The sequence below is a fragment of the Francisella philomiragia genome (assembly GCF_018135955.1).
Lineage (GTDB): Bacteria > Pseudomonadota > Gammaproteobacteria > Francisellales > Francisellaceae > Francisella > Francisella philomiragia.
Map to the genome: position 1 here is coordinate 601,528 of NZ_CP063138.1, position 24,511 is coordinate 626,038.

Genomic DNA, 24,511 nt, shown 5'->3' on the forward strand with positions numbered 1-24,511 from the left:
TATGGTATCTTTAAGGCTTAAAAATTAGAATCTAAAAAATTAGGAAATAAGTTTGTTAAATTATAAAGAGAATTTTATTGGCAGGAACATCAAATCAGATGTATTATCTGGTTTTGTAGTTGCAGTTGCTCTTATCCCTGAAGCTATAGGCTTTTCATTTATCGCGGGAGTATCTCCTACAGTTGGTTTATATACTGCTTTTATATTGGGTCTGATAACAGCTCTTATAGGTGGTAAACCCGGGATGATCTCTGGAGCAACTGGAGCGGTAGCAGTTGTATTAGTAAGCTTAGGTATTCAAGTTAAGGCATCACTTTCTCCTGAGATGCTAAACTCACTTACCCAGTCTGGTGAACTAAGTAGTTATATCCTGCAGTACATATTGTTATGTGCGATTATGGCTGGTGTTATACAAGTTATAATTGGGATACTTCGCTTAGGTAAGTTAATTCGCCTAGTACCACAACCGGCGATGTATGGTTTTGTTAATGGTTTAGCTATAGTTATCGCTTTAGCACAAATACCGTTATTCCGAGGTGAAGGAATTACAATGTATGTATTAGTTGGCGTAACTATGTTGATAGTTTACTTCTTACCTAAATTTACTGATAAAGTGCCTTCAGGTCTAGTAGCAATTATTGTTATAACAGCTGTAGTAGTATTCTTCAAATTACAGACAAAAAATGTTGGAGATTTGGCAGATATCTCTGGAGCATTTCCAAGTTTTGCATTGCCTAATATTCATTTGACTATGCAGTCATTTCTTATGGTATTACCTTATGCTGTGATTGTTGCACTTGTTGGTTTGATTGAATCACTGCTGACATTATCAGTGCTTGATGAAATGGATAATAAGCGTGGTAATGGTAATCAAGAATGTATCGCTCAAGGTACTGGTAATATTGTTTGTGGTTTCTTTGGTGGGATGGCTGGTTGTACCATGATAGGTCAGTCGATAATTAACTTCACAAATGGTGGGCGTGGGCGTTTATCATCATTAACAGCAGCATTGCTACTGATATCTTTTGTAGTTGCTCTATCTGGGTATATATCTTATATTCCTGTCGCGGTGTTAGCTGGTATTATGTTTATGGTGTGTATCAATACTTTTGAGTGGGAGAGTGTTAATCGTATCCGTTATATGCCAAATTCAGATAAGGTGGTTTTAGTAGCGGTCACAGTTATTACTGTATTTTCGGACTTAGCGATTGCCGTTATTTCTGGTGTGATTATTTCAGCTTTAGTTTTTGCTTGGAAGAGTTCACAAGTACATAGCCGTACTCATAGAGAAGATGACAATACAAAAGTATATGAGTTTTTTGGACCACTATTTTTTGGTTCAACATCTTCGTTTAAGAGCTTATTTGATGTAAATTATGATCCAGATAATGTTATATTAGATTTTGCTAACTCTAGAGTTATGGATATCTCCGGAGCTGAGGCAATAGATGATATTACTAAGAAATACTTAGATTTAGGTAAGAAAGTTACGCTTAAACATCTAAGTGAAGATTGTCGTAAAATACTCAAAAGTGCTGGTCCATACTGTGTTTTTGAAGAAATAGATCCAACTTATAAACTCGCGAGGGATGTCTAATGGAAAAGATTAAAATAAATACTACTAATGCACCGCAAGCTATAGGTTCGTATGAGCAAGCTATAAAAGTAGGAAACTTTGTATATACTTCTGGTCAAATACCACTAAAAGCAGATGGCACTATGTCTGGAGAGTGTGTTAAAGAACAAACTACTCAAGTCATGCAGAATCTAAAAGCAGTATTAGAAGCAGCAGGCTCAGGTCTAGATAAAGTAATCAAGGCAACTATCTTTATCAAAGATATGACAGAGTTTAAGCTTATTGATGAAGTTTATGGCTCTTTCTTTAATGGTAATTTCCCAGCTCGTTCATGTGTAGAGGTAGCTAGGTTACCAAGAGATGTGAAGGTTGAAATAGAAGCGGTCGCTTTAGCAGAGTAATAATTTTTTATACTATCTCTTATTAGAAGAGATTATAAAGTTTGAAGCCTAAGACAGTAATTATCATTACTACAGAAGGGTAGAATGTTAAAGTGAATCCTAAAGCTCTGGCACTGGCTCCTTTTCTATAATTAACAAAGAATAATACTCTTCCTAGAGCAAAAGTGAAAGCTGCGAAAATGATAGTTGACATACTTTGAGCTGGCATGATTACAGACCAAGCAGTATATGCTACAAAAGCTATACATAATTGCTCTAAAGTATTTTGTATTAAAGATTGTAGGATCTTAGCTTGCTGTGATCCTTGTGTTAACCCACTACCATTTATATCAGTATCACTAAAGAAGCGATATTTTGCTAATCTTGCTACGGCAATTACAAGAAATACCCCAGGAATTATTAAACTATTAAAAGCTATAGTAATTTTATTATCTATTTTTCCCAAATTAAAAACATCACATATTGATCCTATAGCAACTATCAAAACAGATAGAACTATTCCAATTAATAATCCCTGTAAAACGCCTTTTTGTTCATTGGTCATATATCCAATCCTATATTTTTATCTCTTAGAAGTATTATGATTTCTTAAATGATAACTTGCAAACTTTAATAAAAACAATTTACTTAGGATATCTATATAAGATATATTGAAATTATGACTTCTTAATTTTGAAATCAATATGAAAATATTTCGTCACTTATATGCACAGGTTTTACTTGGTATATTTATAGGAGTTTTACTTGGAATTATTGCTCCTCATTTCGCTGTGGCTTTGAAGCCTTTTGCAGATGTTTTTGTTAAATTAATCAAGCTGATGATAGCCCCAATTATTTTCCTCACTTTGGTATCTGGTATTGCTGCAATGAAAGACTTAAAAGCAGTGGGTAAGATAGGTGGAGTGGCATTATTGTATTTTTTCTCAATGACTATAGTTGCTCTAATTATTGGGATGGTTACAGCAAATTTATTAAAGCCTGGATTAGGTCTTAATATCGATCCAAATACTCTAGATGCTAGCGCCGCAAAAGCGTATATGGGAAATGTTGAGCATGTGGCAAATATGCAAGACTTTTTTATGAATATTATTCCTCATACATTTGTAGGAGCTTTTACAGATGGCGATATTCTACAGGTACTTTTTGTATCAATATTATTTGCTGTTGGCTTAGTAATGTATGGAGAATCAGGCAAGCCAATATTAGATGGTATCCAGAGCTTATCCAAAGTATTTTTTAAGATAATTCATGTAATAATGCATTATTCACCGATAGCTGCTTGTGCTGCGATTGGTTATACAATAGGTATGTATGGAGCAGGTACACTGCTTGGATTATTGGGGTTGTTATTATGCTTTTATATCACATGTTTGATATTTATCTTAGTATTTTTAGGGTTAATACTAAAGCTATATTGTGGCATAAATATATTTAAACTACTTGGATATATCAAGACAGAAATACTTATCGTATTAGGTACTTCATCATCAGAAACAGTTCTACCAAATTTGATGGAGAAACTTGAGAATTTAGGTTGTGATAAATCGGTTGTAGGTCTGGTGATACCAACTGGATATTCTTTTAATTTAGATGGTACAGCTATATATTTATCACTAGCTGCGATATTTATAGCACAAGCATTAGGTATAGAGCTTACTTTGAGCCAGCAAGTTTTTATGCTATTAATTATGGTTATTAGTTCAAAAGGGGCAGCTGGTGTTACAGGCAGTGGATTTATTATATTAGCGAGTACTTTGAGCGCCTTGGGCGTAGTACCAGTTGCAGGTATTGTGATTATCTTGGGTATAGATAGATTTATGTCAGAAGGGCGCGCTATTACAAATATGATTGGTAATACCATAGGAACGATTATTATATCCAAATGGCAGAAGAAATTAGATATTGATAAATTAAATAGTGAGTTGAGAGGGTAAACAAATCTATCCTATTTTTTTCGATACTTTTGCAATCTACTTTTAGGTTTATCAGGAATAGTCATCTCTATAAAACCTTGCTCTAAAGCTGGATTAAGATACCTGTCAGCAAATGATTTTCTATCTTTTAAGCCTAATTTATCTTGTATTTCTTGTCTTGATAGCTCCAAAGTTCCTAAAACTTTGAGAAGCTCTTTGACTTGGGGGGTAACATGCTGTGTGACTTGGGGGGTAATATCTTTGATTGAGATTAGAAGCATCTCAAGCATAAACTCTATAAATACAGAGCAATCAGTGTTATCTGTACTATCTTTAATAGCTTTATAATATGCTTGTTGGTTGTCATATATGATGCTTTCAACTGGTAAATAACTAAAGATTTCATTCCATTGGCTTAAAATTAGCGATTGCCATAATCTACCCATACGACCATTACCATCAGCAAATGGATGTATAAACTCAAACTCATAATGAAAAATACAACTACTTATCAAAGGATGTTCATCTGTATTAGATATCCAATTAAATAGATCAGCCATTAAATGAGGAAGTTTCTTACTTGGAGGTGCAACATGAATTACATCACTACCAGACATAACACCAACAGATCCAGAGCGATAGCAACCTATCTCATCAACCAAACCAGTCATTAGAAGCAAATGAGTTTCAATAAAGTCTTCTTCACTTTTATAGTTTAGTGTGTTAAAAGTATCATAAACCTTGATAGCATTTCTGATTTCTAAAATTTCTTTTTGAGGAGCTAAAACTTTTTTACCTTCAAGTATTGCTGTAATAACAGACTCATCTAGAGTATTACCCTCTATTGCTAGAGTTCCGCGTATAGTTTTAACTTTATTTACTTTGCGTAGTCTAAGATCTCTTTGGATTTTTGATGAAGCATTTATCTCACCAACCATTTGGCTTATTTCAGATACTAATGAAACAATTTTAGATGTAATAGTGTATGGCGGCTTATACTTCATCTCGTACTTTATATAAGTAATTTAATTGTTATAAATTATAACATTTTATTTTTCTATAAATTTGAAAAGAGTTTTATTGATATATCCGCTAGATTCTATTCTAGAAACCAATACTTCTAGTAATCATAAAACCAATTAAATATAATCTTTATATAGACCTTAAAATAATTTTATCTAAATGGTTAAATCTAAACCTAAGTCAAAAAAACAAATTTTGAGATTGATATTTCTTCGATTTGAAGAAGTGTTTTTTTTCAAAAATGGCAACTGTGGAGGGGTGAGGTTTGGATAAAGATTGTATAACTAGCTCACTTAAAAAACTTTTAGAACAACCTAATGCTTTATGTATAGCCATCAATGGTCAATGGGGAGTTGGTAAAACTTATTTTTGGAATGAATTTACAAAAGAAAGTTTCAAGAATATTAAAGAAACTACTCTCTCCATATCTATCAAAGAGTTCATCATTCGTTGTAAGAGTAAACCTAGCACCATATTTAACTTTAAAGATATTTATTTACAAGCTAAAGATCAATACAAAAAAGAAAAAAATATTAAAACAGCAGTTTATATATCGTTATTTGGTAAAGAAACTTTATCGCAAGTTAAAGAAGAGTTATTAATACAAATTTATAGAGAAAACAATTGGATTAATAAATTAAAAAATAAATTTGGTACTTTAAAATATAATGGTTTGAGTGCTGGAGCATTGCTTACTTTTTTTGAAAAAAAAGATTTTGAAAATCTTATTATTTGTTTTGATGACTTTGAACGAATATCAGATAAATTAAATTTAAAAGATGTCTTCGGATTAATATCTGAGCTTAAAGAGCAGAAAAACTGCCATATCGTTATGATTTTGAATAATAACGAGTTAGAAGAAACTGAGATTTTGGGTATTTATAAAGATAAGATAGTTGATTATGAATTTGAATATAACCCTTCACCAGAAAACTCATTTGATTTGGTAAAAAATGAGCTTTTAGCTTTTCATCAAAATGCTTTAGATTATTTTTATAGATTTAATATAAATAATATACGAAGTATAAAGCGAGTTATTAATGCCCTAAATGATTATAGTTTTATACAAAACAAGCTTACTTACTATATTGGGTTAGAAAAGGCTATAGTTAACAAAATAATAGGTTTAGCTTATGTTAATGCTATTAGCCAGACTAACTTTGAAGATTTGGATACGTATAATCAAAAATATTCTTTGGATAAAACTTTAACTGATGGTGAACCAGAGAAAGATAAAGAAAAAGAGGAGTTGTCAAAGTATCTAACAGTTGATAGTTATTACAGATTTACTATATCTGATTTAGAAACGAATATAATTGAATATCTTAGAACGTCAATAGTAAATAAAGAATCCATTAATATGGTTATTGATAAAAATATAGCTCGAATAAAAAAATCTAACATACAAGATGAGTTACAAGAGTTTATCAAAAAATCTCAAAATGATTTGACATACACCTTTGAAGAGTATGTAAGAGATGTTTTTAACAAATTAAATCAAAATAAAAGTCAAATAGAAGAGTTTATAGATTATAGAAACTTTCTTTTTTATATAGAAGAATTAATGAATTTTGATAAAAAAAATGAAGAAAAATATAGAAAATTTGCAATACCAGTTTTAAAAAAATATATTGAAAACTGTCTTTCTAATAATCATTTTTGTGCTAGACAATCGATAAATCAAATAGTTGGTTTTGATAACTCTTTAAAGGATTTTTATGAAGAAGAAATAGCAAGAATTAATCAAATTAAAATTAGTGATAAAGATGCTGTTAAAAATATTATGAAAGATGTTTTATTCAAACGAAGTTGGGATGAAGAACCTCAGATACTGTCTAGCATTAGTATAGATATTCTAAAAGAATATTTATTAAGTGATATGAATTTCATGTATTACTTTAGAGAATTTATAGATTGGGTTAATAGTTTTAGTATCAGAAGCGAAAATGGTTATGAGTCTTTTAGAAAAAATCTTATTAAAGCTATGGAAGAGCTATTGAATGAAGGAACTCAAGACCAAAAAACAAAATTAGCTATGATACTTGAAAGATATAAAAAATAAGCAAATTCACAGAAGAAAAACTAGAGCTTGCATTTATTGAGCTACTTGGGGAGTAGAAGAGACCACCCCACCACCTGCGGTGGCACCCCTCCAGCGGAGGGGAATTTGGCTTATAGCTAAGCTTAGGTACATTCCCTTTCTGTGAAAGGGTGGATTGCGAAGCAAAACAGGATAGTACTATACTTGGTAAAAAAATGAACAAATTTACAGAAGATGAGGTTTTCAAAGAGATATTTAAACAAGCTGAGAATTTTAAGAAGAATAGATAATTAAAAGGCTCTTTCCAATTAACTGTGTAAATTCTTAATTAAGATGCTAGATTATTTCTAGCAAAATATTAAGGATAAAAACAATGTCTAAAAATAAGAAATCAGAAGATATTTACTCAATGCTAGCAGACCAGATACTAGATTCTAGAGTTGATGTTAACCAGATGTTTGAGAAAGATGGTTTACTCAAGCAACTGACAAAAAGGTTATTGGAAAAAGCATTAGATACAGAGATGAATAGTCATCTTGGCTATTCAAAGCATCAACGAAGCAATTCTTCAAATGCTAGAAATGGCTATAGCAATAAAAGCCTATCTACAGATAGTGGCAATATAGATATATTAGTACCTAGAGATAGAGAAAGTGAATTTGAGCCACAAATAGTTCCTAAAAGAGTAACAAAAATAAATGGCTTAGATCAAAAAATCATATCTCTGTATGCTAAAGGCATGAGTACTACAGATATCCAACAGCAACTATTTGAGCTGTATGAGGCAGAGATAAGTACAAGCTTTATAAGTGATGTTACAGAAGCTATTATTAATGATGTTAAAGCATGGCAAAATAGACCGTTAGAGTCCGTTTACCCAATAGTATTTTTTGACTGCATAGTCGTTAAAGTTAGAGAGGATAAGCGTATTATTAACAAGGCAGTATATGTTGCACTAAGTGGTCACAAAGATGTATTAGGTCTTTGGATAAGTCAAAATGAAGGTTCTAAGTATTGGCTAGGAGTTTTTACTGAATTAAAGAATAGAGGCTTAGAGGATATATTTATAGCATGTACAGATAATTTAAAGGGTATGTCTGATACTATACAAGCTGTATACCCTCAAACAAAACATCAGCTTTGTATTGTTCACCAAATTAGAAACTCTTTAAAATATGTGCCTTACAAAGATAAAAAAGAAGTGGCAAGAGAGCTAAAGAAAATATATGACGCTGAAACCATTGATATAGCTGAATCTGAGCTTGAAAACTTTGCAAGCAAGTATGATGCTAAATACCCATTAATTTCAAAATCTTGGCTAAATAACTGGGATAATCTGACTGTATTCTTGCAATACCCTCCAAAAATTCGTAAAGTAATTTATACTACTAATGCGATAGAGTCGCTTAATAGTCAGTTTAGGAAAGTTATTAAAAATAAAAAAGTATTTCCTAAAGATGACTCTGTGTTCAAATCTTTATATTTGACTATAGATTATTTGACTAAAAAATGGTCTATGCCTGTGAGATATTGGAGTGAGGCTATGCCTTATTTCGCTATAGAATTTGAAGATAGAATTCAGAGATTTATGTAAGTGAATTTACACACTTATTTGGAAAGGCTCAATTAAAACCTAACAACCCTATCAAATTTATTCAAAAGCTTAGCATTATGAGTAATAAATATAACAGTCTTATTTTGCATAAGCTTAACTAAGTTTTCAAAAACTAGCCTTTCAGTCTCTTTATCAAGTCCTTCAGTAGGCTCATCTAGGATAAGTATAGGCTTATCTTGTAAGAATGCACGCGCTAAAGCTAGGCGTTTTTGTTGACCGCCTGATAATTGCCTACCAAGCTCCCCAGTCCAAGTATCAAGACCTTTTGGTAGTGATTCAACATGTTTTCTTAATTCAACTTTTCCTAAAGCTTCTAGGAGCTCTTCTTCAGTAGCATTATCTTTAGCAATCTTTAGATTTTCTCTAATTGTTGTATTAAAAATATGTGGAGATTGATTAATCACAGTCATTAGGTTTCTAAGTTGATCTTCGTTAAATTCTTTGATATTTCTATCGCCGATAGTGACTTCGCCACTACTAACATCCCAGAATCTAGCAAGTAGGTTGATAATGGTAGATTTGCCTTTTCCTGTTGGTGCGAATAGTGCTATTTTTTCATTTTGTTTGATTTTTAAACAAAAATCTTTAAGTACTGATTGCTCTGCATTATATCCAAAATCAACATTATTGAAGCTGATACTATAGTTATCTAAACTAATGTCAGAGTTTGTTGGATACTCAACATCTGCTTTAGCATCTGTAATATTTAATATCCTTTTTGAAGCAGAAATTGTCTTACCTAAATACTGATATGCTAGTGGTAATGGCATAATTGACTCAAACATCGCCATTATCGCCAAGAATATCAAAGCAATAAATGCACCACTTATATAGCCATTTTGAGTTAGTTTGACTGCAAAGACTGTTACCATAACTACAGTTAAGCCTAATGCCAAAGTCATTAAAGCACTACCAAAACCACTTATAAAGCTAATTTTTTCTTCTTGATTCAGTAGCTCAGAATTTTGCTTTTTAATATTTTCAAGATGCTTACCTTCTAAGTCAAAGATTTTAAGCTCTGCTAGAGAGTTAACATGTTCAGTGATATTTGTTTTTAATTCTGCACTAGTGTGATTAAGATCTTGAGTTTTTTTCATGGCTAATAGACTACTAACCAATGGTATCACAAAGCCTATTAACAGCAATGCTATAAATGTAAGTAGTGCAAGGCTTAAGCTAAAGAAACTAAATAATATAGCTATAGTTAAACTTGCTAAGACAAATACAATGGTTGGGGAAATTATACGAATATATAGATTATCTAATGCACCAATATCATTGACTAGACGTGTAAGTAAGTCGCCACTTTTATATTTGTACAAATGAGAAGGCGCTAGTGGTTCAAGCTTTTGATAGAACCACACACGAATATCTGTGATTATTCTAAAAGTTGCTTCATGTGTTAGTATTCTTTCACCATATCTACTTAGTATTCTACCGAGTGAGAAAGAGCGTACACCAGCAGAAGGGTAAAAATAGTTAAATGAAGTTGCAATAGCATAGGTAGTAGTAGCCAAATAGCCAGTATATGAAATAAACCAACCAGATAGTGACATTAATCCTATGCCCATAAGTATTGCTGACCATGCAAGTAGGGTACCCAAGAGCATCCATTGAGTTTGATTTTTAAACAGCTTTATAAATGGTATTAAATTTCTCATGCTGTTACCTCATTTCTATAGAAGTTATAGAATTCACTATTTTGATCGCTAACTAGCTCTTCAAATGTTCCTGTTTCAACTATTTTTCCATCTGCTAAGACTACAATTTTGTCAACACACTCTAGGAAGCTTAGTTTATGAGTTAGCATAATCACAGTTTTATCATTCCAGTTTGATTTTAATGAGTTAATGATTTTTTCTTCACTATCTTTATCTAGACTTGCTGTAGGCTCATCGAGAATTAGAATATCATGAGGTTTTAGATATGCGCGAGCTAAAGCTAATCTTTGTGCTTGACCTCCAGATACTCCTATATTCTGCTCGCCAACTTCCGTATTTAAACCATTTGAGAGAGAGTTTATAAAGTCATTTAAATCGGTATTTTGTAAAGCTTGATTTATTTGCTCATTTGTAGCACTAGCATTTGCCAGTAGCAGATTATCTTTGATAGAACCTTTAAATAATGATGAGTTTTGTCCTAGCCACGAGATATTTCTAAGCCAAGATTTTTCTTCAAGATTTTTGAGCTCAACATTGTTATTAACTAAGATATTGCCTTGATATTTTATAAAACCAAGTAGTGTATTTATCAACGTGGTTTTACCTGCGCCACTAGCTCCAACTATAGCTATTTTCTGTTTGTGATTAATCTCTAAAGAAACATTATCAAGAGCTATTTTATCATCATATTTAACAGTCAGATACTTGATGTTTATAGAGTTTACTTTATCGTTAAATATTTCATTTCTTTCTTGATGAGATGGTTGCATCTCAAATATTTTAGCTATTTCTAGAGCAGCACCAACTGCTTCAGCTTTGGCATGATAATGAGTGCTAAGCTCTCTAAGAGGCATAAAAAATTCAGGGGCTAAAAGTAGAATAAATAATCCACCTTGTAAAGTTATATTTTCTAGTGACCACCAAATATCATTACCTGCACCAGCATTGATAAAACCCATACCAAGATATATCGCAACTAGAGCGATAGAAGCAGCAGCAAAAAGCTCTAGTACAGCCGAAGATAAAAAGGCAATTTTAAGAACTTTCATTGTACGGATTCTATAGTTATCAGATGCTTCGTAAATAGTCTCGCTATGAGATTTACTTTTATTAAAAAGTTTTAGAGTTGTAAGTCCTTTTAGAGTATCTAAGAAAGTCATACTCATTCTTGCAAGAGTTTTAAAATGTTTTTGGCTCTCAGATTCTGCACCTAAACCTACTAAGATCATAAATAATGGTATAAGAGGAGCACATATTAGTAGTAGAATCCCACATACTATACTTTGTGGAAATATAAATACTAAAATAGCCAAGGGCATTAGCCCAGATAATGTTATTTGAGGTAAAAATTTAGTCAAGAAACCTGTTAGCCCTTCAACTTGCTCCATTGCGCTGGTTATTATGTTGGCATTAGAGGTTTTATTAAGCTCAATAGGACCAAGACTGTTAACATGAGCTAGGATATCTTCACGAATTTGTTTTTTGACCATTGTTGCGGCTTTGTAGCTTACTATTTCTCGGATCCAGCTTAGACCAGCTCTAACTAGTACAATTACAATAATCAAAACAAAATAAGTACTTAGTTGACCTAAGGTTGAATTTTGTAGATATGCTTCATAAGAGATATGAGCAAGTAAATAGAGTTGACCTATTAGTAGTAGGCCACTTAGGAAAGCTATTAATACAGTTAATTTAATCCATTTTTTAGCAGGAGATGCGATATCTTTAAGCCAATTCCTTGCTAGTTTTTTATCTTCTTTAGATGCATCTGATAGCATTAGAAATTCATTAGTTTTTATTTTGTTTTAAATTATAACACAATAGAATTATAAACTTGTTTATGATATCAAACTAGTGCTGAAATATAGTAAAAAAAGGAGTTTTGTGGTAATTTCTATAGTAATTTATTCGCTTTATAGTGAGGTTAATACGATGAAAAAAAGATATCTAAGTTTGTCGGTATTAAGTTTGATGATATTACCAATGTTCTGTGGAGCTATTCCTGAAGCTACTTCTATGGATACTCCAGCCCAAAATATAACTAGTGATAGTAGTACAACTCCGCAGCAATCACAATCAGTTAAGACTTTAGCAGATGTTGAATCTGAAAATAATCAAGCAACTATTGATAACTCTAGTAAAACTCAAACTATGAAAGAAGAAATTAGCAATATTGATGATGCGGCTAATGGTTTGACTAGTTAGCTAATTTTATAAAATTGGATATAGATAATTACTAGGAGATTCTCTTATGAAAAAAATTAAAATAGCAATTATAGCGACAGCTTTGGGATTATCTTCTTTATCAGTATATGCTGATGATTTTGATTATTCGCAAGGAGATTCTTATCAAGCTGGTAAAGAATTTGGACAATCTGTTACTCAAGCAAAACAGGATATTATTGAGAAGACTAACAACGCTTCACAATCTATGAATCAAACATATAATAATGTTAAGAATAAATTTTCTGAAACAGCTAATCAGATAGTAGATCAAGCAAATAAGAGCCAAGAAGTTATAAAAGCAAAGGCAAATGATGCCTCAGATGCTTTGAATGATATGGCTAATAGCGCCCAAACAAAAGTTCAAAACTTCAAAAAAGGATTTGATGATGGTACAGATCAAGCAAGTAGCGGAGCAACAATGGTTTTTTAAATAATTAAGTAGATATAGTATGAAAATTTTAAAAAAAATTCTTGGAAAAATAAATATACCGTTAATAGTTTTCTTGGCTCTTGTAGGTGGCTTGTTACTTGTTGCAAATATAAAAAGTGAGCCAGTAAAGGAAGTCAAAGAAAAAGTAAATAACGCCGTTGATAACGTTTCTAAATCACTTAATAGCGCAGCTAAGACTAATAGTAGTCCAATAGAGTCGTAAGACTATCTAAAAATAAATATAGTAGGATTGATCTTTATTTTTGTGAATACTTTATACAATAAATGAATATTCCAGTATATCATTGAAATGCTTGAAGCAACTGCTAGTCCGTATACACCCCAATACAATGTAAAAATACTTCCTAATACGATATTTAGAACTAAGGCAATATAAAATGCAAAGCAAGTACTTCTTTCAAATCCTGCCATATTAAGAATTGTCGCCACACAGCCAGAAAGTACATTAACAATTTGCCCAATCATTAGAATACAGAAAATAAAGTATGATGTTGTATATTGCTCTCCATACATCAAAGTTATTGGGTAACCGCAAATAATAAGCCCTAAAATAGCGATAATAGATAAAACGAATATTATTCTTGTGTATGATGTTATCTTCTGTTGAAATATCTCTCTAGAGTTATTTTTGTAGTCATCAGCTATCTGTGACAAAACATTAGAGTTTACCGCATTTAAAACAAAGCTTACTAGAGCACTGAGCTGTAGTGCAACACCGAATAGCGCTACATCACTAGGACCTGACAATCCTTTTAAAATGATAATATCAATCTGTGATAGAAGTAATAATCCCCATTGCATCAAAGCAAAAGATAAGTTGCTACCAACAGGTTTGGCACTTTCGAAGCTATATTTTGATGTTTGGATAAGCCATATAGATGTTACATATATGGTCATAAAAATCATCATTGTACCAATAAGCATTGCAGTGTCATTAATATATAAGACTATAAAAGCTACAGTTAAAAATAGCATAATAAGTCTTAAACCTAGTTGTATTAGGTTAGCAAAAACAACTACTCTTCTTGCAACGAAGAATGATTGAAATATATTTGCCATAAAAAATGGTACAGCAAACAACAGTGCAAAATTCTCTATTGAATTATCACTATGTTCAGAACGGTTATAAAAAATTATAAGAGCGATTACTATAACTACTATGGCGAAACCTCGTTTGAAGTACCAGTTGTGGACTCTAAATGTTTCTTTATGGCGCTCAAAATTACTTTTTAGGTCAGACTTGCCCCAAGTCCTAGCTAATATACCTCCAGCTCCCATAGTCGCAACTACTGCTATGATAGTAGCAACAGTAACACCAAAGATATAAAAACCATAATCTTTCATATTTAAGTGGCGAGCTAAAAGGATAGCTGTAATAAATGCACATGCTTGTCCTAAAGCCTGAACTACCATGGTTTGTAAAGATTTAGATAGTATATGGTTAGAAAGTATTTTTTTTATCAAGATTAGCTAATAGTTTATTTATCAATTAAATTTAAGGAGATTTTAACAGTAAAGAGCAAATAATATAAGGATAATTTTGACTAGATTACTTAGTTTGTGTATTGAAAGTTTCTAGTGCAAGAGCAAGGGAGCCTTTGACACCTGTATTGTCACCAAAAGAAGCAGGTACTATAAAGTTATCCATGTCTTTTAATGCAGGATAGTCAAAATAGTTGTTTAAGTATTGTTTCACATTTTTACGAATCATATCAAACAAGATTGTTTTATGCATTACACCACCTCCAAGAATAATCTTTTCTGGAGAAAAAGCACATATATAGTTTACTAATGCTTTCGCTAGATACTCTGCTTCAAATACCCATGCGATATGATCATCGTTAAGCGCTCCAGCATGAGCAACTTGCCATCTTTTATTTATAGCTGTACCAGAAGCTAAACCCTCTATGCATGTGCCATGAAAAGGGCAACAGCCCTCAAATTTATCTTCAGGATTCTTTGGGATAAAAAGATGACCAATTTCAGGATGCATAGCTCCTTGAACTAATCTATTATTACATATAACACCGCCACCAACACCAGTACCAACCGTTAGATATAAAAGATTTTCTAGGTCTTGAGCACAACCCCAAAGTTGTTCGCAAACTGCCGCAGCATTTACATCAGTATTAAAACCAATCGGTCCTTTATATACTGACTTTATAGCTCCAACAATATCAAAGTTTTGCCATGCTATCTTAGGAGTGTTTGTAATATATCCATAAGTTTTAGATTTAGTATTAATATCAATAGGTCCAAAACATGCCAAACCTAGAGCTTTGATCTCATAATTGTTCTGATAATCTCTTATTATCTCAAGAACTTCATACATTGTTTCTTCTGGAGTGGTAGTATCAGTACGATGACGTTCAATTACATTTCCATCAAAATCACCAATAGTTGTAAAAAACTTGGTTCCACCAGCTTCTATACCTAGTAAATGCATATTAAATAAATAAATTTTGAAATACACTGATGAAATTTTATCATTATTTTATGGTAAAACTTATGAATAAATACTGAATCAAATAATTTTTTTGAGAAGTTTACTTAATAACAGAAATTCCACCCATATAGTTAATAAGTGCTTCAGGAATCATGATAGATCCATCTTCTTGTTGGTAATTCTCAATAATAGCTAGTAATGTTCTACCAACTGCTAAACCAGAACCATTTAAAGTATGTACCAATTCAGGTTTTTTCATACTTGGATTTTTGTGTCTAGCTTTCATGCGACGAGCTTGGAAATCTCCACACCAGCTACATGATGATATTTCTCTATAAGTATTTTGTGAAGGTATCCAAACTTCTAGATCATAGGTTTTTTTCGCACTAAAACCCATATCTCCCGTACATAGTTTGACTACTCTGTATGGTAGGTTTAGTTTTTGTAGTACTTTTTCTGCATGAGATGTTAATAGCTCTAAAGATTCTTCGCCTTTATCAGCTATAGTGATATGCACTAATTCAACTTTCTCAAACTGATGTTGACGAATTAATCCTTTAGTATCTCGCCCATAAGAACCAGCTTCACTTCTAAAACATGGTGTGTGTGCCGTGTAGTATCTAGGCAGAGATTCTGTATCTAAGATTTCATCTCTTACTAGATTTGTGATAGGTACTTCTGCCGTTGGTATTAGGCTATATTCAAAGTCACCTTCTAATTTAAACAAATCTTCAGAGAATTTAGGTAACTGACCTGTTCCATACAAACTATCATTATTTACCATATATGGCACATATAATTCTTCATAGCCATGTTTTTCTGTATGCATATCTAACATAAATTGTGTCAATGCACGATGAAGCTTAGCAATTTTACTTTTTAGAACTACAAATCGACTACCTGTAATTTTTGCTGCAGCTTTGAAGTCAATCATATTAAGTATTTCGCCAATATCTGCATGATCTTTAGCTTGAGCTTCAGGGTGGAATTCACGAGGAGTTCCCCATTTTTTTATCTCGAGATTTTCACTCTCATCCTTACCAACTGGTACATCATCAGCTGGAAGATTTGGCATTGACAGAAGAGTATTATTTATACAGTCTTGAAGATCTTTAAGCTCTTTTTCGATTACTTTTAGTTCATCATTGATATCATTAACTTTGGCAAAAATGTCACTAGCATCTTCACCTTTAGACTTTCTTTTACCTATTTCTTTGGAGATAGTATTACGTTGAGATTGAAGCTCTTGAGTTCTCTCTTGAAGGTCTTTTCTTTTTGCTTCTTGAGCTTTGAATTCTGCTATATCAAACTGATAACCTCTAGTTGCGAGTTTCTCAGCCACTTCTTCTAAATTATCTTTAATATATTTAGCATCAAGCATTTTGTCTGAAATCCTTATTTTTCAAATTTAAATATAGTTTTGCCTGTCATTTCTTGAGGCTGAGCAATATTCATCACATTAAGTATAGTTGGAGCAATATCAGATAACTTGCCATGCTCTAAAGCTACTTGAGCTTTTTTATGCCCAACATATACAAATGGTACCAGATTGGTAGTATGAGCAGTATGAGGCTTTTGTGTTTTAGGATTGACCATCATATCTGCATTACCGTGATCTGCGGTAATAAACATATTACCATCATGTTCAAGTATTGCGTCTTTCAATCTTGCTAAACATTTATCAAGATATTCAATTGCTTGCATTGCTGCTTCATAGTTGCCAGTATGACCAACCATATCTGAGTTTGCATAGTTACAAACTATACAGTCATATTTACCATTGTTGATAGCATCAACTAATTTGTCAGTAACTTCCGGAGCTGACATCTCTGGCTGTAGATCATAAGTGGCAACTTTTGGAGAAGGAATTAATATTCTATCTTCACCTTCAAATTGATCCTCCTTACCACCATTAAAAAAGAAAGTTACGTGAGGATACTTTTCAGTTTCAGCTATTCTTAGTTGAGTCTTATGATTTTTCATTAGCACTTCACCAAGAGTGTTAACTGGTTGTTCTGGTGGGAATGCTACATTACATTTAAGTTTTGAATCATACTCTGTGAGAGTCGTGAAGTTTATGTTTAAATGTCTATCTTTCGGGAAATGATCAAAGTTCTCATCCGTGAAAGCATGAGATATTTCTCTAGCTCTATCAGCTCTAAAATTCATAAAAATAACACTATCATTATCTTCAACTTTTATCAGTTTTCCATTTTTTTGGATACAGGTTGGAATTACAAATTCATCAGATTGATCACGAGCATAAGACTCTTCTAGAGCTTCTAATGCGGAATTACAAACAAATTCAGCATCAGCATTTACTATAGCATTGTATGCTTTTTCAACTCTATCCCAACGATTATCTCTATCCATTGCATAGTATCTACCACTAACACTAGCAATATAGCCAAGATTAAGTTTTTGTAGCAGATCATCTGTTTTTTTGATTGAGCTTTCAGCTGAGCGTGGAGGAGTATCTCTACCATCTAAGAAAGCATGTAGATATACTCTTTTGACACCTTTTTGTTTAGCAATTTTTATCATTTCAAAAATATGTTCTTCGTGAGAGTGAACTCCTCCAGGAGAGAGTAGGCCCATTAAGTGAAGATTTGAGTCTTTTTGAATAACATTATCAATAGCATCACAGATGGCTTTATTATTACCAAAAGTTTTTTCTTCGATCGCTTTATCAATTTTTGTAAGCTCTTGATAGACCACTCTACCACAACCAATATTTACATGTCCGACTTCAGAGTTTCCCATTTGACCTTTAGGTAAACCAACTTCTAAGCTAGATGCGCTAATTAATGTTCTAGGAAAGTCTTGCCAGATGCTATCCCAAGTAGGAGTGTTTGCATTTTTGATAGCATTAAAGTAATCACTTTCGCTATAGCCCCAACCATCTAAGATTACTAAAAGAGTAGTTTTTTTCATATTTATCCTCAAAAACTTTTAACTTTTGAAATTATTTTTAAATACGAGTGTTATTATAACTTTATATTTGTACTTTGTCTGCTTTGATACAAAAAAATGAAATGTTTTTATCTTCTATGTATTTTTCTAATATTATTTATGTGAAGTTAATTTTCTTATATAATTTAAGAGAATCTTGTCTGTTTTTTATTAACTAGGGTCATTTTTTATATATGAAAACAAGTAAACTGCCAGTCTTAAATAAGACAAATGCTCTAAATGCTTTGATTAATGCTTTTGCTGAGGAGCTAAGAGGAAAAGGATTTGAAGGTGATATACATTCTGACTATGCTTCGAGAATATCGTCATCAATGGATAATAGTGTATATTTTGTTGTTCCTGAGCTTGTTGTTTTTCCATGTAATAAAAATGATGTAAATAGAATTTTTGCATTAGCAAGCAAAAAAGAATATCAAGAGCTTAAATTCTCACCTCGTGGCGGTGGCACAGGTACATCTGGACATTCATTGTGTGCTGGTGTTATTGTTGATACTAGTCGATACATGAATAATATTCTAGAGGTGGATTTTGATAATGAATATGTCAAAGTAGAGCCAGGTGTTGTACTTGATCAGTTAAATGATACATTAGCCGACTCAGAATATTTCTTTGCACCGAACTTATCACCAAGTAATAGAGCAACTTTGGGTGGTATGGTAAATACTGATGCATGTGGTAAAGGTTCTAGAATATATGGGCGTACAAGTGCTCATGTCTTAGAATTAGAGTGTACTCTAGTAAATGGGCAGAAATTCTCTACTAAAAAAATTAAGTTAAGTGATCTTAATGAAAATAAGTTAAATGATATTGAGAAAAATATATACTCAACAGTTGTTGAGCAAATTATAGATAAGTATGAGCTAATCGAGGAGAAGTTTCCTAAATTAAGCCGTTATCTGACGGGATATAATCTAGCTAAAACTTATAATAAAAAAGATAATACGGTCAATCTAAGTTATTTAATATCCGGTTCTGAAGGAACATTAGCTTTTGTTACTGAGCTAAAACTTAAACTAACTAAAAAACCTAAATTTAAAGCACTGTTTGCAATTTCATATAGTAGTTTTGATGACGCATTGAGAGCTGCTAGAGATTTATTATCATCTAACCCATCTGCTATAGAGACTATAGATAATAATATTATTGAGATTGCAAAGGGTGATGAGGTTTATCACAAAATAAAGTATATGCTTGAAAAGGGTCGTAACTCTACAAATGTAGCAGCTGTAAATTTAGTTGAATTTATTGCTGATAGTCAACATGAGTTAGATAATATGACTTCTCGTCTAGAAAGAAAACTGTTAGAAAAGCAAGCAGTGTTTCATTTCACAGAAAGTCAAACAGATATGGATAGTCTTTGGGAGTTGAGAAAAAAAGGTGTAGGTCTACTTGGTGCTATGAAAGGAGATCGTAAACCAATACCTTTTATTGAAGATACGACAGTGGCTCCTGAAAAATTAGCAGACTATATCAAAGAGTTAACGGTATTGTTAGATTCTTATGGTGTTAAATACGGAATGTTTGGTCATGTTGATGTAGGCTGTCTGCATGTAAGACCAGCGCTAGATATGTCTTCAGCTGAAGATTCTCAAAAGGTCAAACAAATTACCCAAAAAGTTAGTGATCTTGTTAAGAAGTATGGTGGAGTCTTATGTGGTGAGCATGGTCATGGCTATAGAAGTGAGTACATCAAAGAGTACTTTGGTCAAGAGCTGTATGATTCATTAGGACATATCAAAAAAGTATTTGATCCACATAATCAACTTAATCCTGGTAAGATTACTGTTCCAACAGGTAGTAAAGATAAGCTTGTAAAAGTAGATGGACCATTCAGAGGCTATTCAGATGAGCAAGTGCCAAAAGAAATGCGCGAACAATTCTCTGGAGCATATAACTGCAATGGTAATTCACAATGCCTAAACTATAATTTAGATACTGTAATATGTCCATCAGCCAAAGCTAGTAGAAACTGGTTATACTCACCAAAAGGTAGGTCAGCAGTATTACGTGAGTGGCTTAATCAGCTCTCAGCAGCAGGGTACTCAACAAAAGATAAAGTTTATAACACTGGTTTTGATAAGTTGGAAGAATATCCAGATGATTTCTCACATCAAGTATATGACTCACTAGATAAGTGTTTAGGGTGTAAGGCTTGTGTATCTGGATGTCCAATAAAAGTTGATATTCCTACGATGAAATCACAATTTTTATATCACTATCATTCTAAATATAAACGTCCTGGCTTGGATTATTTTGTTAAATTTAGTGAATCATTGCTGAGTATCAATTTATATATGCCAAAAATATATAATGATATTTTTAATACTCAATTTGTTAGGGCTGGGTTGACTAACTTGGTTGGTTTTGCGGATACTCCAATTATTAGTTCATTAAATCTAAGATCAGAGCTTAAAAAAAGAGGTGCTCCAGAGTTTAATCTCGAAGAGATGATAAGTCTGTCTACAGAGCAAAAGAAAAAAACTGTTTGTATCGTTCAAGATATATTTACATCTTTATATGATACTCATATAGTTTTGACATTATATGACTTTTTGACAGCTTTAGGCTTTAGGGTTTATTTTGCTCCATTTAAAGTAAATGGTAAGCCATCACATGTCAAAGGTTTCCTTAAGTACTTTAAAAAGCAAGCTATGAAAGCTACTAAGCTATACAACCAAATAGCAGAAACAAAAGTCGAAATGATTGGTGTCGATCCGGCAATGACTCTTGTTTATAGAGATGAGTACAAAAAGATCTGTGGTGATAAGGTAAGATTCAAAGTCAAACTAATACAAGAGTGGTTAACAACAAAACTTGATACTTTGCCGACTATGCGCAAAATGCTAGATAAAGAGTTTAATTTATTTAATCACTGTACAGAAAAATCATTATCAGCTGTTTCGATAGAGCAATGGCAAAAAATATTTAAGCATTTTGGGGTAGAAACTAAAATTGCTAAAGTCGGTTGTTGTGGTATGTCTGGTAGCTTTGGTCATGAGACTAAGCATATCGATACATCAAAGCATATTTATAATTTGAGCTGGAAAGACAAAATTAAAGAAAGTGGAATTAGGTCTGTAATCGCAACAGGATTTTCATGTAGATGTCAAGTAAAGCGTATGGAAGGCCATACAATCAAACACCCTATAGAAATTTTGGAATTAAATAGAAAAAAACAGCATAAAGTGTTGACACAAAAAATCTAGTCAGTATAATAAACAGCATCTTTTGGGTAGTTAGCTCAGTCGGTAGAGCAGTTGGCTTTTAACCAATTGGTCACAGGTTCGAATCCTGTACTACCCACCATTAGATTAATCATTTCAATACAAAATTAAAGAGATTTTATTTTGTAATTATGGGTAGTTAGCTCAGTCGGTAGAGCAGTTGGCTTTTAACCAATTGGTCACAGGTTCGAATCCTGTACTACCCACCATTATTTATTTTTATAAAAGCATGATCGTTATACATAAACTTATTTTTATGCTGTTAATTTTGCATGTTGATAATAATTTTTTTAGAAAGAAAACATATATGGAAGAAGTTCTTTAATATTTGTTTCTTTTATATCTGTTTTTCTGATATTTGATAATATGATTGGACATTCAAGATCCAAAAGTTCTGACATAACTTGTCGGCAAGCACCACATGGCGAAACTCCTTCTGGAGTGTCTGCAACTACCGCAAGTTTTTTGATATCTTCTTTACGATAACCTTGGGCGTAAGCGTAGAATAATACTGTTCTTTCAGCACAGTTGCATAGTCCATAAGAAGCATTTTCTACATTAGCACCTTTTAAAATAGAGCTATCTTTCATTAATAGTGCAGCACCAACATTAAACTTAGAATATGGAGTATAAGCATTCTCAGCTGCTTGTATAGCTGCATCAATTAGTTTGTTGTTAATATCATTGCTCATTAGTATTTATTTTTCCTTAGTTTTCGAAATTATTTTCAATCGAGTGTTTTATAATTGACATTATATTCTGCATACCTTCATCATATCTGCTTTTATTGACTGATTCTGAGGTTGTTCTCTTTGCTAGAACTGTACATATACAGCTGGCTTGCAAGCCAAAAGTAGCGCATACTGTAAGCAAAGCAGAAGACTCCATTTCTAGATTAAGAACATTCAATTTTCTCCACTCATCTAGAGATTCTCTAAAATGTTTTCTTACATAACCACTATAGCTATCTCTTCTCTCTTGGCCCGGATAAAAAGTATCTGAAGATCCTGTTATTCCACAATGAATATCTATATTTAATGATCTTGCTGAGTTGTATAAAGAACTATTTAACTTAAAGTCAGCAACCGCAGGATACTCTATTGGAGCATAATGATATGATGTGCCATCTAAACGAACAGATGCAGTGGTTAATATTAAATCACCAAAATCAATATTTTCTTGAATAGCGCCGCATGTTCCCACACGTATTAGTTTTTTGATTCCTATCATAGCTAGCTCTTCAATACATATTGCAGTTGAAGGACCACCCATACCAGTTGATATCACAATAGCATTTCTGTCAGCTATTTTGGCCAAATACGATGTATATTCTCTATTAGTAGCAAGAAACTTAGCATTTTTATCTAACATTTTTGCTAAAGGTTCAGACCTTTTAGGATCTCCAGGAAGAATTGCGATTTCTGCGCTATATATCATCTCTTCACTTAACCCTATATGATAAAGGACTTCATCTTTTGCTACGCGTTTATTAGCTATATTTATATTACTCATAACTTTAAATATTCAGATTTACTCATATAAACATTCTACTCTTAATAATTTTAAATAGAATATATTAAGCAATTTTTTTATAATACTTCAAAAAATAAATTTATAAGCTATTATGAAGCAGCAGTATGCAGACTTTGCAACTATTGAGAATTTTTTGTTATGTGAAACACCTGAACAGTGGATACAGAAAGCATTAGCTAATATAGAATTAATGCTGATAGATCATGCTCACTGTGAGATGAAAGCAGCATCTTCAGCTATGACATACATATATAGGCATCCAGACAAATATGAACTAGTAACAAGAATGTCTAAGATCGCTAGAGAAGAGTTAGTACACTTTGAACAAGTGATGCGTATTATGAAAAAGCGGGATATACAATACAAAGCTATATCAGCATCTAGATATGCTAGTCAGTTAATTAAAGCCGCTCGGACAGATAAAGAAGGGCGCTTTATCGATGCTTTGATCATTGGAGCATATATAGAAGCTCGTTCTTGTGAAAGATTTGCAAAAGTTGCTCCATATTTAGATTCTGAGTTACAGAAGTTTTATAATGGATTATTAGAGTCAGAAAAAAGACATTTTACGATATATCTACATTTTGCAGAAAAATATTCTTCTACAGATATTGGCAAAGATATCAAAAGAATAGGTGAAATAGAAAAGGATCTTATATTATCTTCAGATTCAGAGTTTAGATTCCATAGTGGTATTTAGTTATATAGCTGAAATCATCTAAAAGTAGTAGGTTATAGTATAGATTAGAGATCTATTATTAGATAATGGGTAATTTCCATTTATATACTATCGACATAACTCTTATAGTTAATCCAAATCCGATAATTATTGCAGCACTAATATATAAATTCACATCCAAATATATAAAGATAATGTTCATACCTCCAACAACCGCTGCTACAGATGCGTATAATTCTGCCTTGAAGGCAACAGGGATATCATTACAGATCATATCTCTCATAATACCACCAGCTACACCATTAATTATAGCAATAACAATTCCAACTATAAAAACACTAAAGAACTTCATATGAAATACTTCTGTACAAATTTGGTACGCTATACTACTACCTATATATGCAAATGCAATAAGACCAATTGAGTCTAAGATCAAAAATATTTTATAAAACTTATTGATATACTTTTGTGTAAAAATAGCAATAATAGAGAAACATAAACATATCACAATATAGTGAGGATGGAGCATAATCGTTACTGGTAGATTACCGAGTAGCAAATCTCTAACTACACCACCACCTAGAGCCGTTGTTAATGCGATTGCAACTACTCCAAAAGCATCCATGTTTCTTCGAGATGATGAGATTACTCCAGTCATGCTTTCAGCAATTATGCCTATTAGGAACATAATAGTAAAAATAAAAGGGCCTGATATTCCAACGTGGTACATAATTATTTCCAAAAGCTAG

General features: G+C 32.3%; 21 protein-coding genes and 2 tRNA genes. 12 read left to right on the top strand and 11 right to left on the bottom strand.

The window, feature by feature from the left end:
- Positions 1-52 precede the first annotated feature (52 nt).
- Together IMS64_RS02915 and IMS64_RS02920 are read left to right on the top strand one after the other, a co-directional pair.
- Positions 53-1,597: a SulP family inorganic anion transporter gene (locus tag IMS64_RS02915; protein WP_042522945.1), complete on the top strand. Its 1,545-nt coding sequence runs from the start codon at positions 53-55 to the stop codon at positions 1,595-1,597.
- On the top strand, positions 1,597-1,977 hold the full coding sequence (locus tag IMS64_RS02920; RefSeq protein ID WP_035735328.1) for a RidA family protein: 381 nt from the start codon (positions 1,597-1,599) through the stop codon (positions 1,975-1,977). Before IMS64_RS02915 ends, IMS64_RS02920 begins: the two co-directional genes overlap by 1 nt.
- Positions 1,978-1,999: 22 nt before the next feature.
- Here IMS64_RS02920 and IMS64_RS02925 read toward each other — a convergent pair whose 3' ends face one another.
- The gene (locus IMS64_RS02925) at positions 2,000-2,521 is read right to left on the bottom strand and encodes an MAPEG family protein (protein ID WP_088821032.1); all 522 of its coding nucleotides are present in this window, start codon (positions 2,519-2,521) and stop codon (positions 2,000-2,002) included.
- 139 nt (positions 2,522-2,660) lie between these two features.
- On the opposite strand from IMS64_RS02925, the gene dctA reads away from it, so the two are divergent.
- Complete coding sequence (gene dctA, locus IMS64_RS02930) at positions 2,661-3,911, top strand: C4-dicarboxylate transporter DctA (protein ID WP_088821033.1); 1,251 nt, start codon at positions 2,661-2,663, stop codon at positions 3,909-3,911.
- An 11-nt stretch (positions 3,912-3,922) separates the two neighbouring features.
- Here the strand turns inward: dctA and IMS64_RS02935 are convergent, their stop codons facing one another.
- Positions 3,923-4,894, bottom strand: coding sequence for a Fic family protein (locus IMS64_RS02935; protein WP_211490854.1), 972 nt, complete (start codon positions 4,892-4,894; stop codon positions 3,923-3,925).
- Between the two features lie 284 nt (positions 4,895-5,178).
- On the opposite strand from IMS64_RS02935, the gene IMS64_RS02940 reads away from it, so the two are divergent.
- Positions 5,179-6,975 (top strand): P-loop NTPase fold protein, encoded by a 1,797-nt coding sequence (locus IMS64_RS02940; RefSeq protein WP_211490855.1) that lies wholly within the window; start codon positions 5,179-5,181, stop codon positions 6,973-6,975.
- A gap of 388 nt (positions 6,976-7,363) precedes the next feature.
- Positions 7,364-8,548, top strand: coding sequence for an IS256 family transposase (locus IMS64_RS02945; protein ID WP_430886729.1), 1,185 nt, complete (start codon positions 7,364-7,366; stop codon positions 8,546-8,548).
- Between the two features lie 32 nt (positions 8,549-8,580).
- Here the strand turns inward: IMS64_RS02945 and cydC are convergent, their stop codons facing one another.
- Positions 8,581-10,230 (bottom strand): heme ABC transporter ATP-binding protein/permease CydC, encoded by a 1,650-nt coding sequence (gene cydC, locus IMS64_RS02950; protein ID WP_211490857.1) that lies wholly within the window; start codon positions 10,228-10,230, stop codon positions 8,581-8,583.
- A complete protein-coding gene (gene cydD, locus IMS64_RS02955) occupies positions 10,227-12,008 on the bottom strand; it encodes a heme ABC transporter permease/ATP-binding protein CydD (RefSeq protein ID WP_211490858.1) in 1,782 nt (593 codons plus the stop codon). The genes cydC and cydD overlap by 4 nt, the downstream gene beginning before the upstream one ends.
- 154 nt (positions 12,009-12,162) lie before the next feature.
- Here cydD and IMS64_RS02960 point away from each other — a divergent pair, with 154 nt between their 5' ends.
- From IMS64_RS02960 to IMS64_RS02970, 3 genes are read left to right on the top strand one after another with little or no spacing between them, the layout of a single operon-like run.
- Positions 12,163-12,435, top strand: a complete 273-nt coding sequence (locus tag IMS64_RS02960) for a hypothetical protein (RefSeq protein ID WP_035735338.1) — start codon at positions 12,163-12,165, stop codon at positions 12,433-12,435.
- Between the two features lie 46 nt (positions 12,436-12,481).
- Complete coding sequence (locus IMS64_RS02965; protein ID WP_042522962.1) at positions 12,482-12,886, top strand: hypothetical protein; 405 nt, start codon at positions 12,482-12,484, stop codon at positions 12,884-12,886.
- A gap of 19 nt (positions 12,887-12,905) precedes the next feature.
- Positions 12,906-13,109 carry a hypothetical protein gene (locus IMS64_RS02970; protein WP_042518810.1) on the top strand — a complete coding sequence of 68 codons (204 nt, stop codon included), beginning with the start codon at positions 12,906-12,908 and terminating at the stop codon, positions 13,107-13,109.
- Between the two features lie 2 nt (positions 13,110-13,111).
- Here IMS64_RS02970 and IMS64_RS02975 read toward each other — a convergent pair whose 3' ends face one another.
- The 4 genes from IMS64_RS02975 to gpmI form a co-directional block, all read right to left on the bottom strand.
- Positions 13,112-14,371 (bottom strand): lipopolysaccharide biosynthesis protein, encoded by a 1,260-nt coding sequence (locus IMS64_RS02975; RefSeq protein WP_088821037.1) that lies wholly within the window; start codon positions 14,369-14,371, stop codon positions 13,112-13,114.
- A gap of 85 nt (positions 14,372-14,456) precedes the next feature.
- Positions 14,457-15,353, bottom strand: coding sequence for an ROK family protein (locus IMS64_RS02980; protein ID WP_211490859.1), 897 nt, complete (start codon positions 15,351-15,353; stop codon positions 14,457-14,459).
- Between the two features lie 100 nt (positions 15,354-15,453).
- A complete protein-coding gene (gene serS, locus IMS64_RS02985; protein ID WP_211490860.1) occupies positions 15,454-16,734 on the bottom strand; it encodes a serine--tRNA ligase in 1,281 nt (426 codons plus the stop codon).
- A 14-nt stretch (positions 16,735-16,748) separates the two neighbouring features.
- Complete coding sequence (gene gpmI, locus IMS64_RS02990; protein ID WP_211490861.1) at positions 16,749-18,287, bottom strand: 2,3-bisphosphoglycerate-independent phosphoglycerate mutase; 1,539 nt, start codon at positions 18,285-18,287, stop codon at positions 16,749-16,751.
- 212 nt (positions 18,288-18,499) lie between these two features.
- On the opposite strand from gpmI, the gene IMS64_RS02995 reads away from it, so the two are divergent.
- The 3 genes from IMS64_RS02995 to IMS64_RS03005 all read left to right on the top strand — a co-directional run bounded on the left by IMS64_RS02995 (position 18,500) and on the right by IMS64_RS03005 (position 21,759).
- Positions 18,500-21,532, top strand: coding sequence for an FAD-binding and (Fe-S)-binding domain-containing protein (locus IMS64_RS02995; protein ID WP_211490862.1), 3,033 nt, complete (start codon positions 18,500-18,502; stop codon positions 21,530-21,532).
- A gap of 24 nt (positions 21,533-21,556) precedes the next feature.
- Positions 21,557-21,632, top strand: a tRNA-Lys gene (locus IMS64_RS03000).
- Between the two features lie 51 nt (positions 21,633-21,683).
- A tRNA-Lys gene (locus tag IMS64_RS03005) sits at positions 21,684-21,759 on the top strand.
- Between the two features lie 81 nt (positions 21,760-21,840).
- Here IMS64_RS03005 and IMS64_RS03010 read toward each other — a convergent pair.
- Together IMS64_RS03010 and udp are read right to left on the bottom strand one after the other, a co-directional pair.
- A complete protein-coding gene (locus tag IMS64_RS03010) occupies positions 21,841-22,242 on the bottom strand; it encodes a cytidine deaminase (RefSeq protein ID WP_211490863.1) in 402 nt (133 codons plus the stop codon).
- Positions 22,243-22,258: 16 nt separating this feature from the next.
- Positions 22,259-23,062, bottom strand: coding sequence for a uridine phosphorylase (udp, locus tag IMS64_RS03015; RefSeq protein ID WP_211490864.1), 804 nt, complete (start codon positions 23,060-23,062; stop codon positions 22,259-22,261).
- 109 nt (positions 23,063-23,171) lie between these two features.
- Here udp and IMS64_RS03020 point away from each other — a divergent pair, with 109 nt between their 5' ends.
- Complete coding sequence (locus IMS64_RS03020) at positions 23,172-23,783, top strand: MiaE family protein (protein ID WP_173405921.1); 612 nt, start codon at positions 23,172-23,174, stop codon at positions 23,781-23,783.
- A gap of 58 nt (positions 23,784-23,841) precedes the next feature.
- On the opposite strand, the gene IMS64_RS03025 is transcribed toward IMS64_RS03020, so the two are convergent.
- Positions 23,842-24,492 carry a trimeric intracellular cation channel family protein gene (locus IMS64_RS03025; RefSeq protein WP_004288058.1) on the bottom strand — a complete coding sequence of 217 codons (651 nt, stop codon included), beginning with the start codon at positions 24,490-24,492 and terminating at the stop codon, positions 23,842-23,844.
- Positions 24,493-24,511 lie beyond the last annotated feature (19 nt).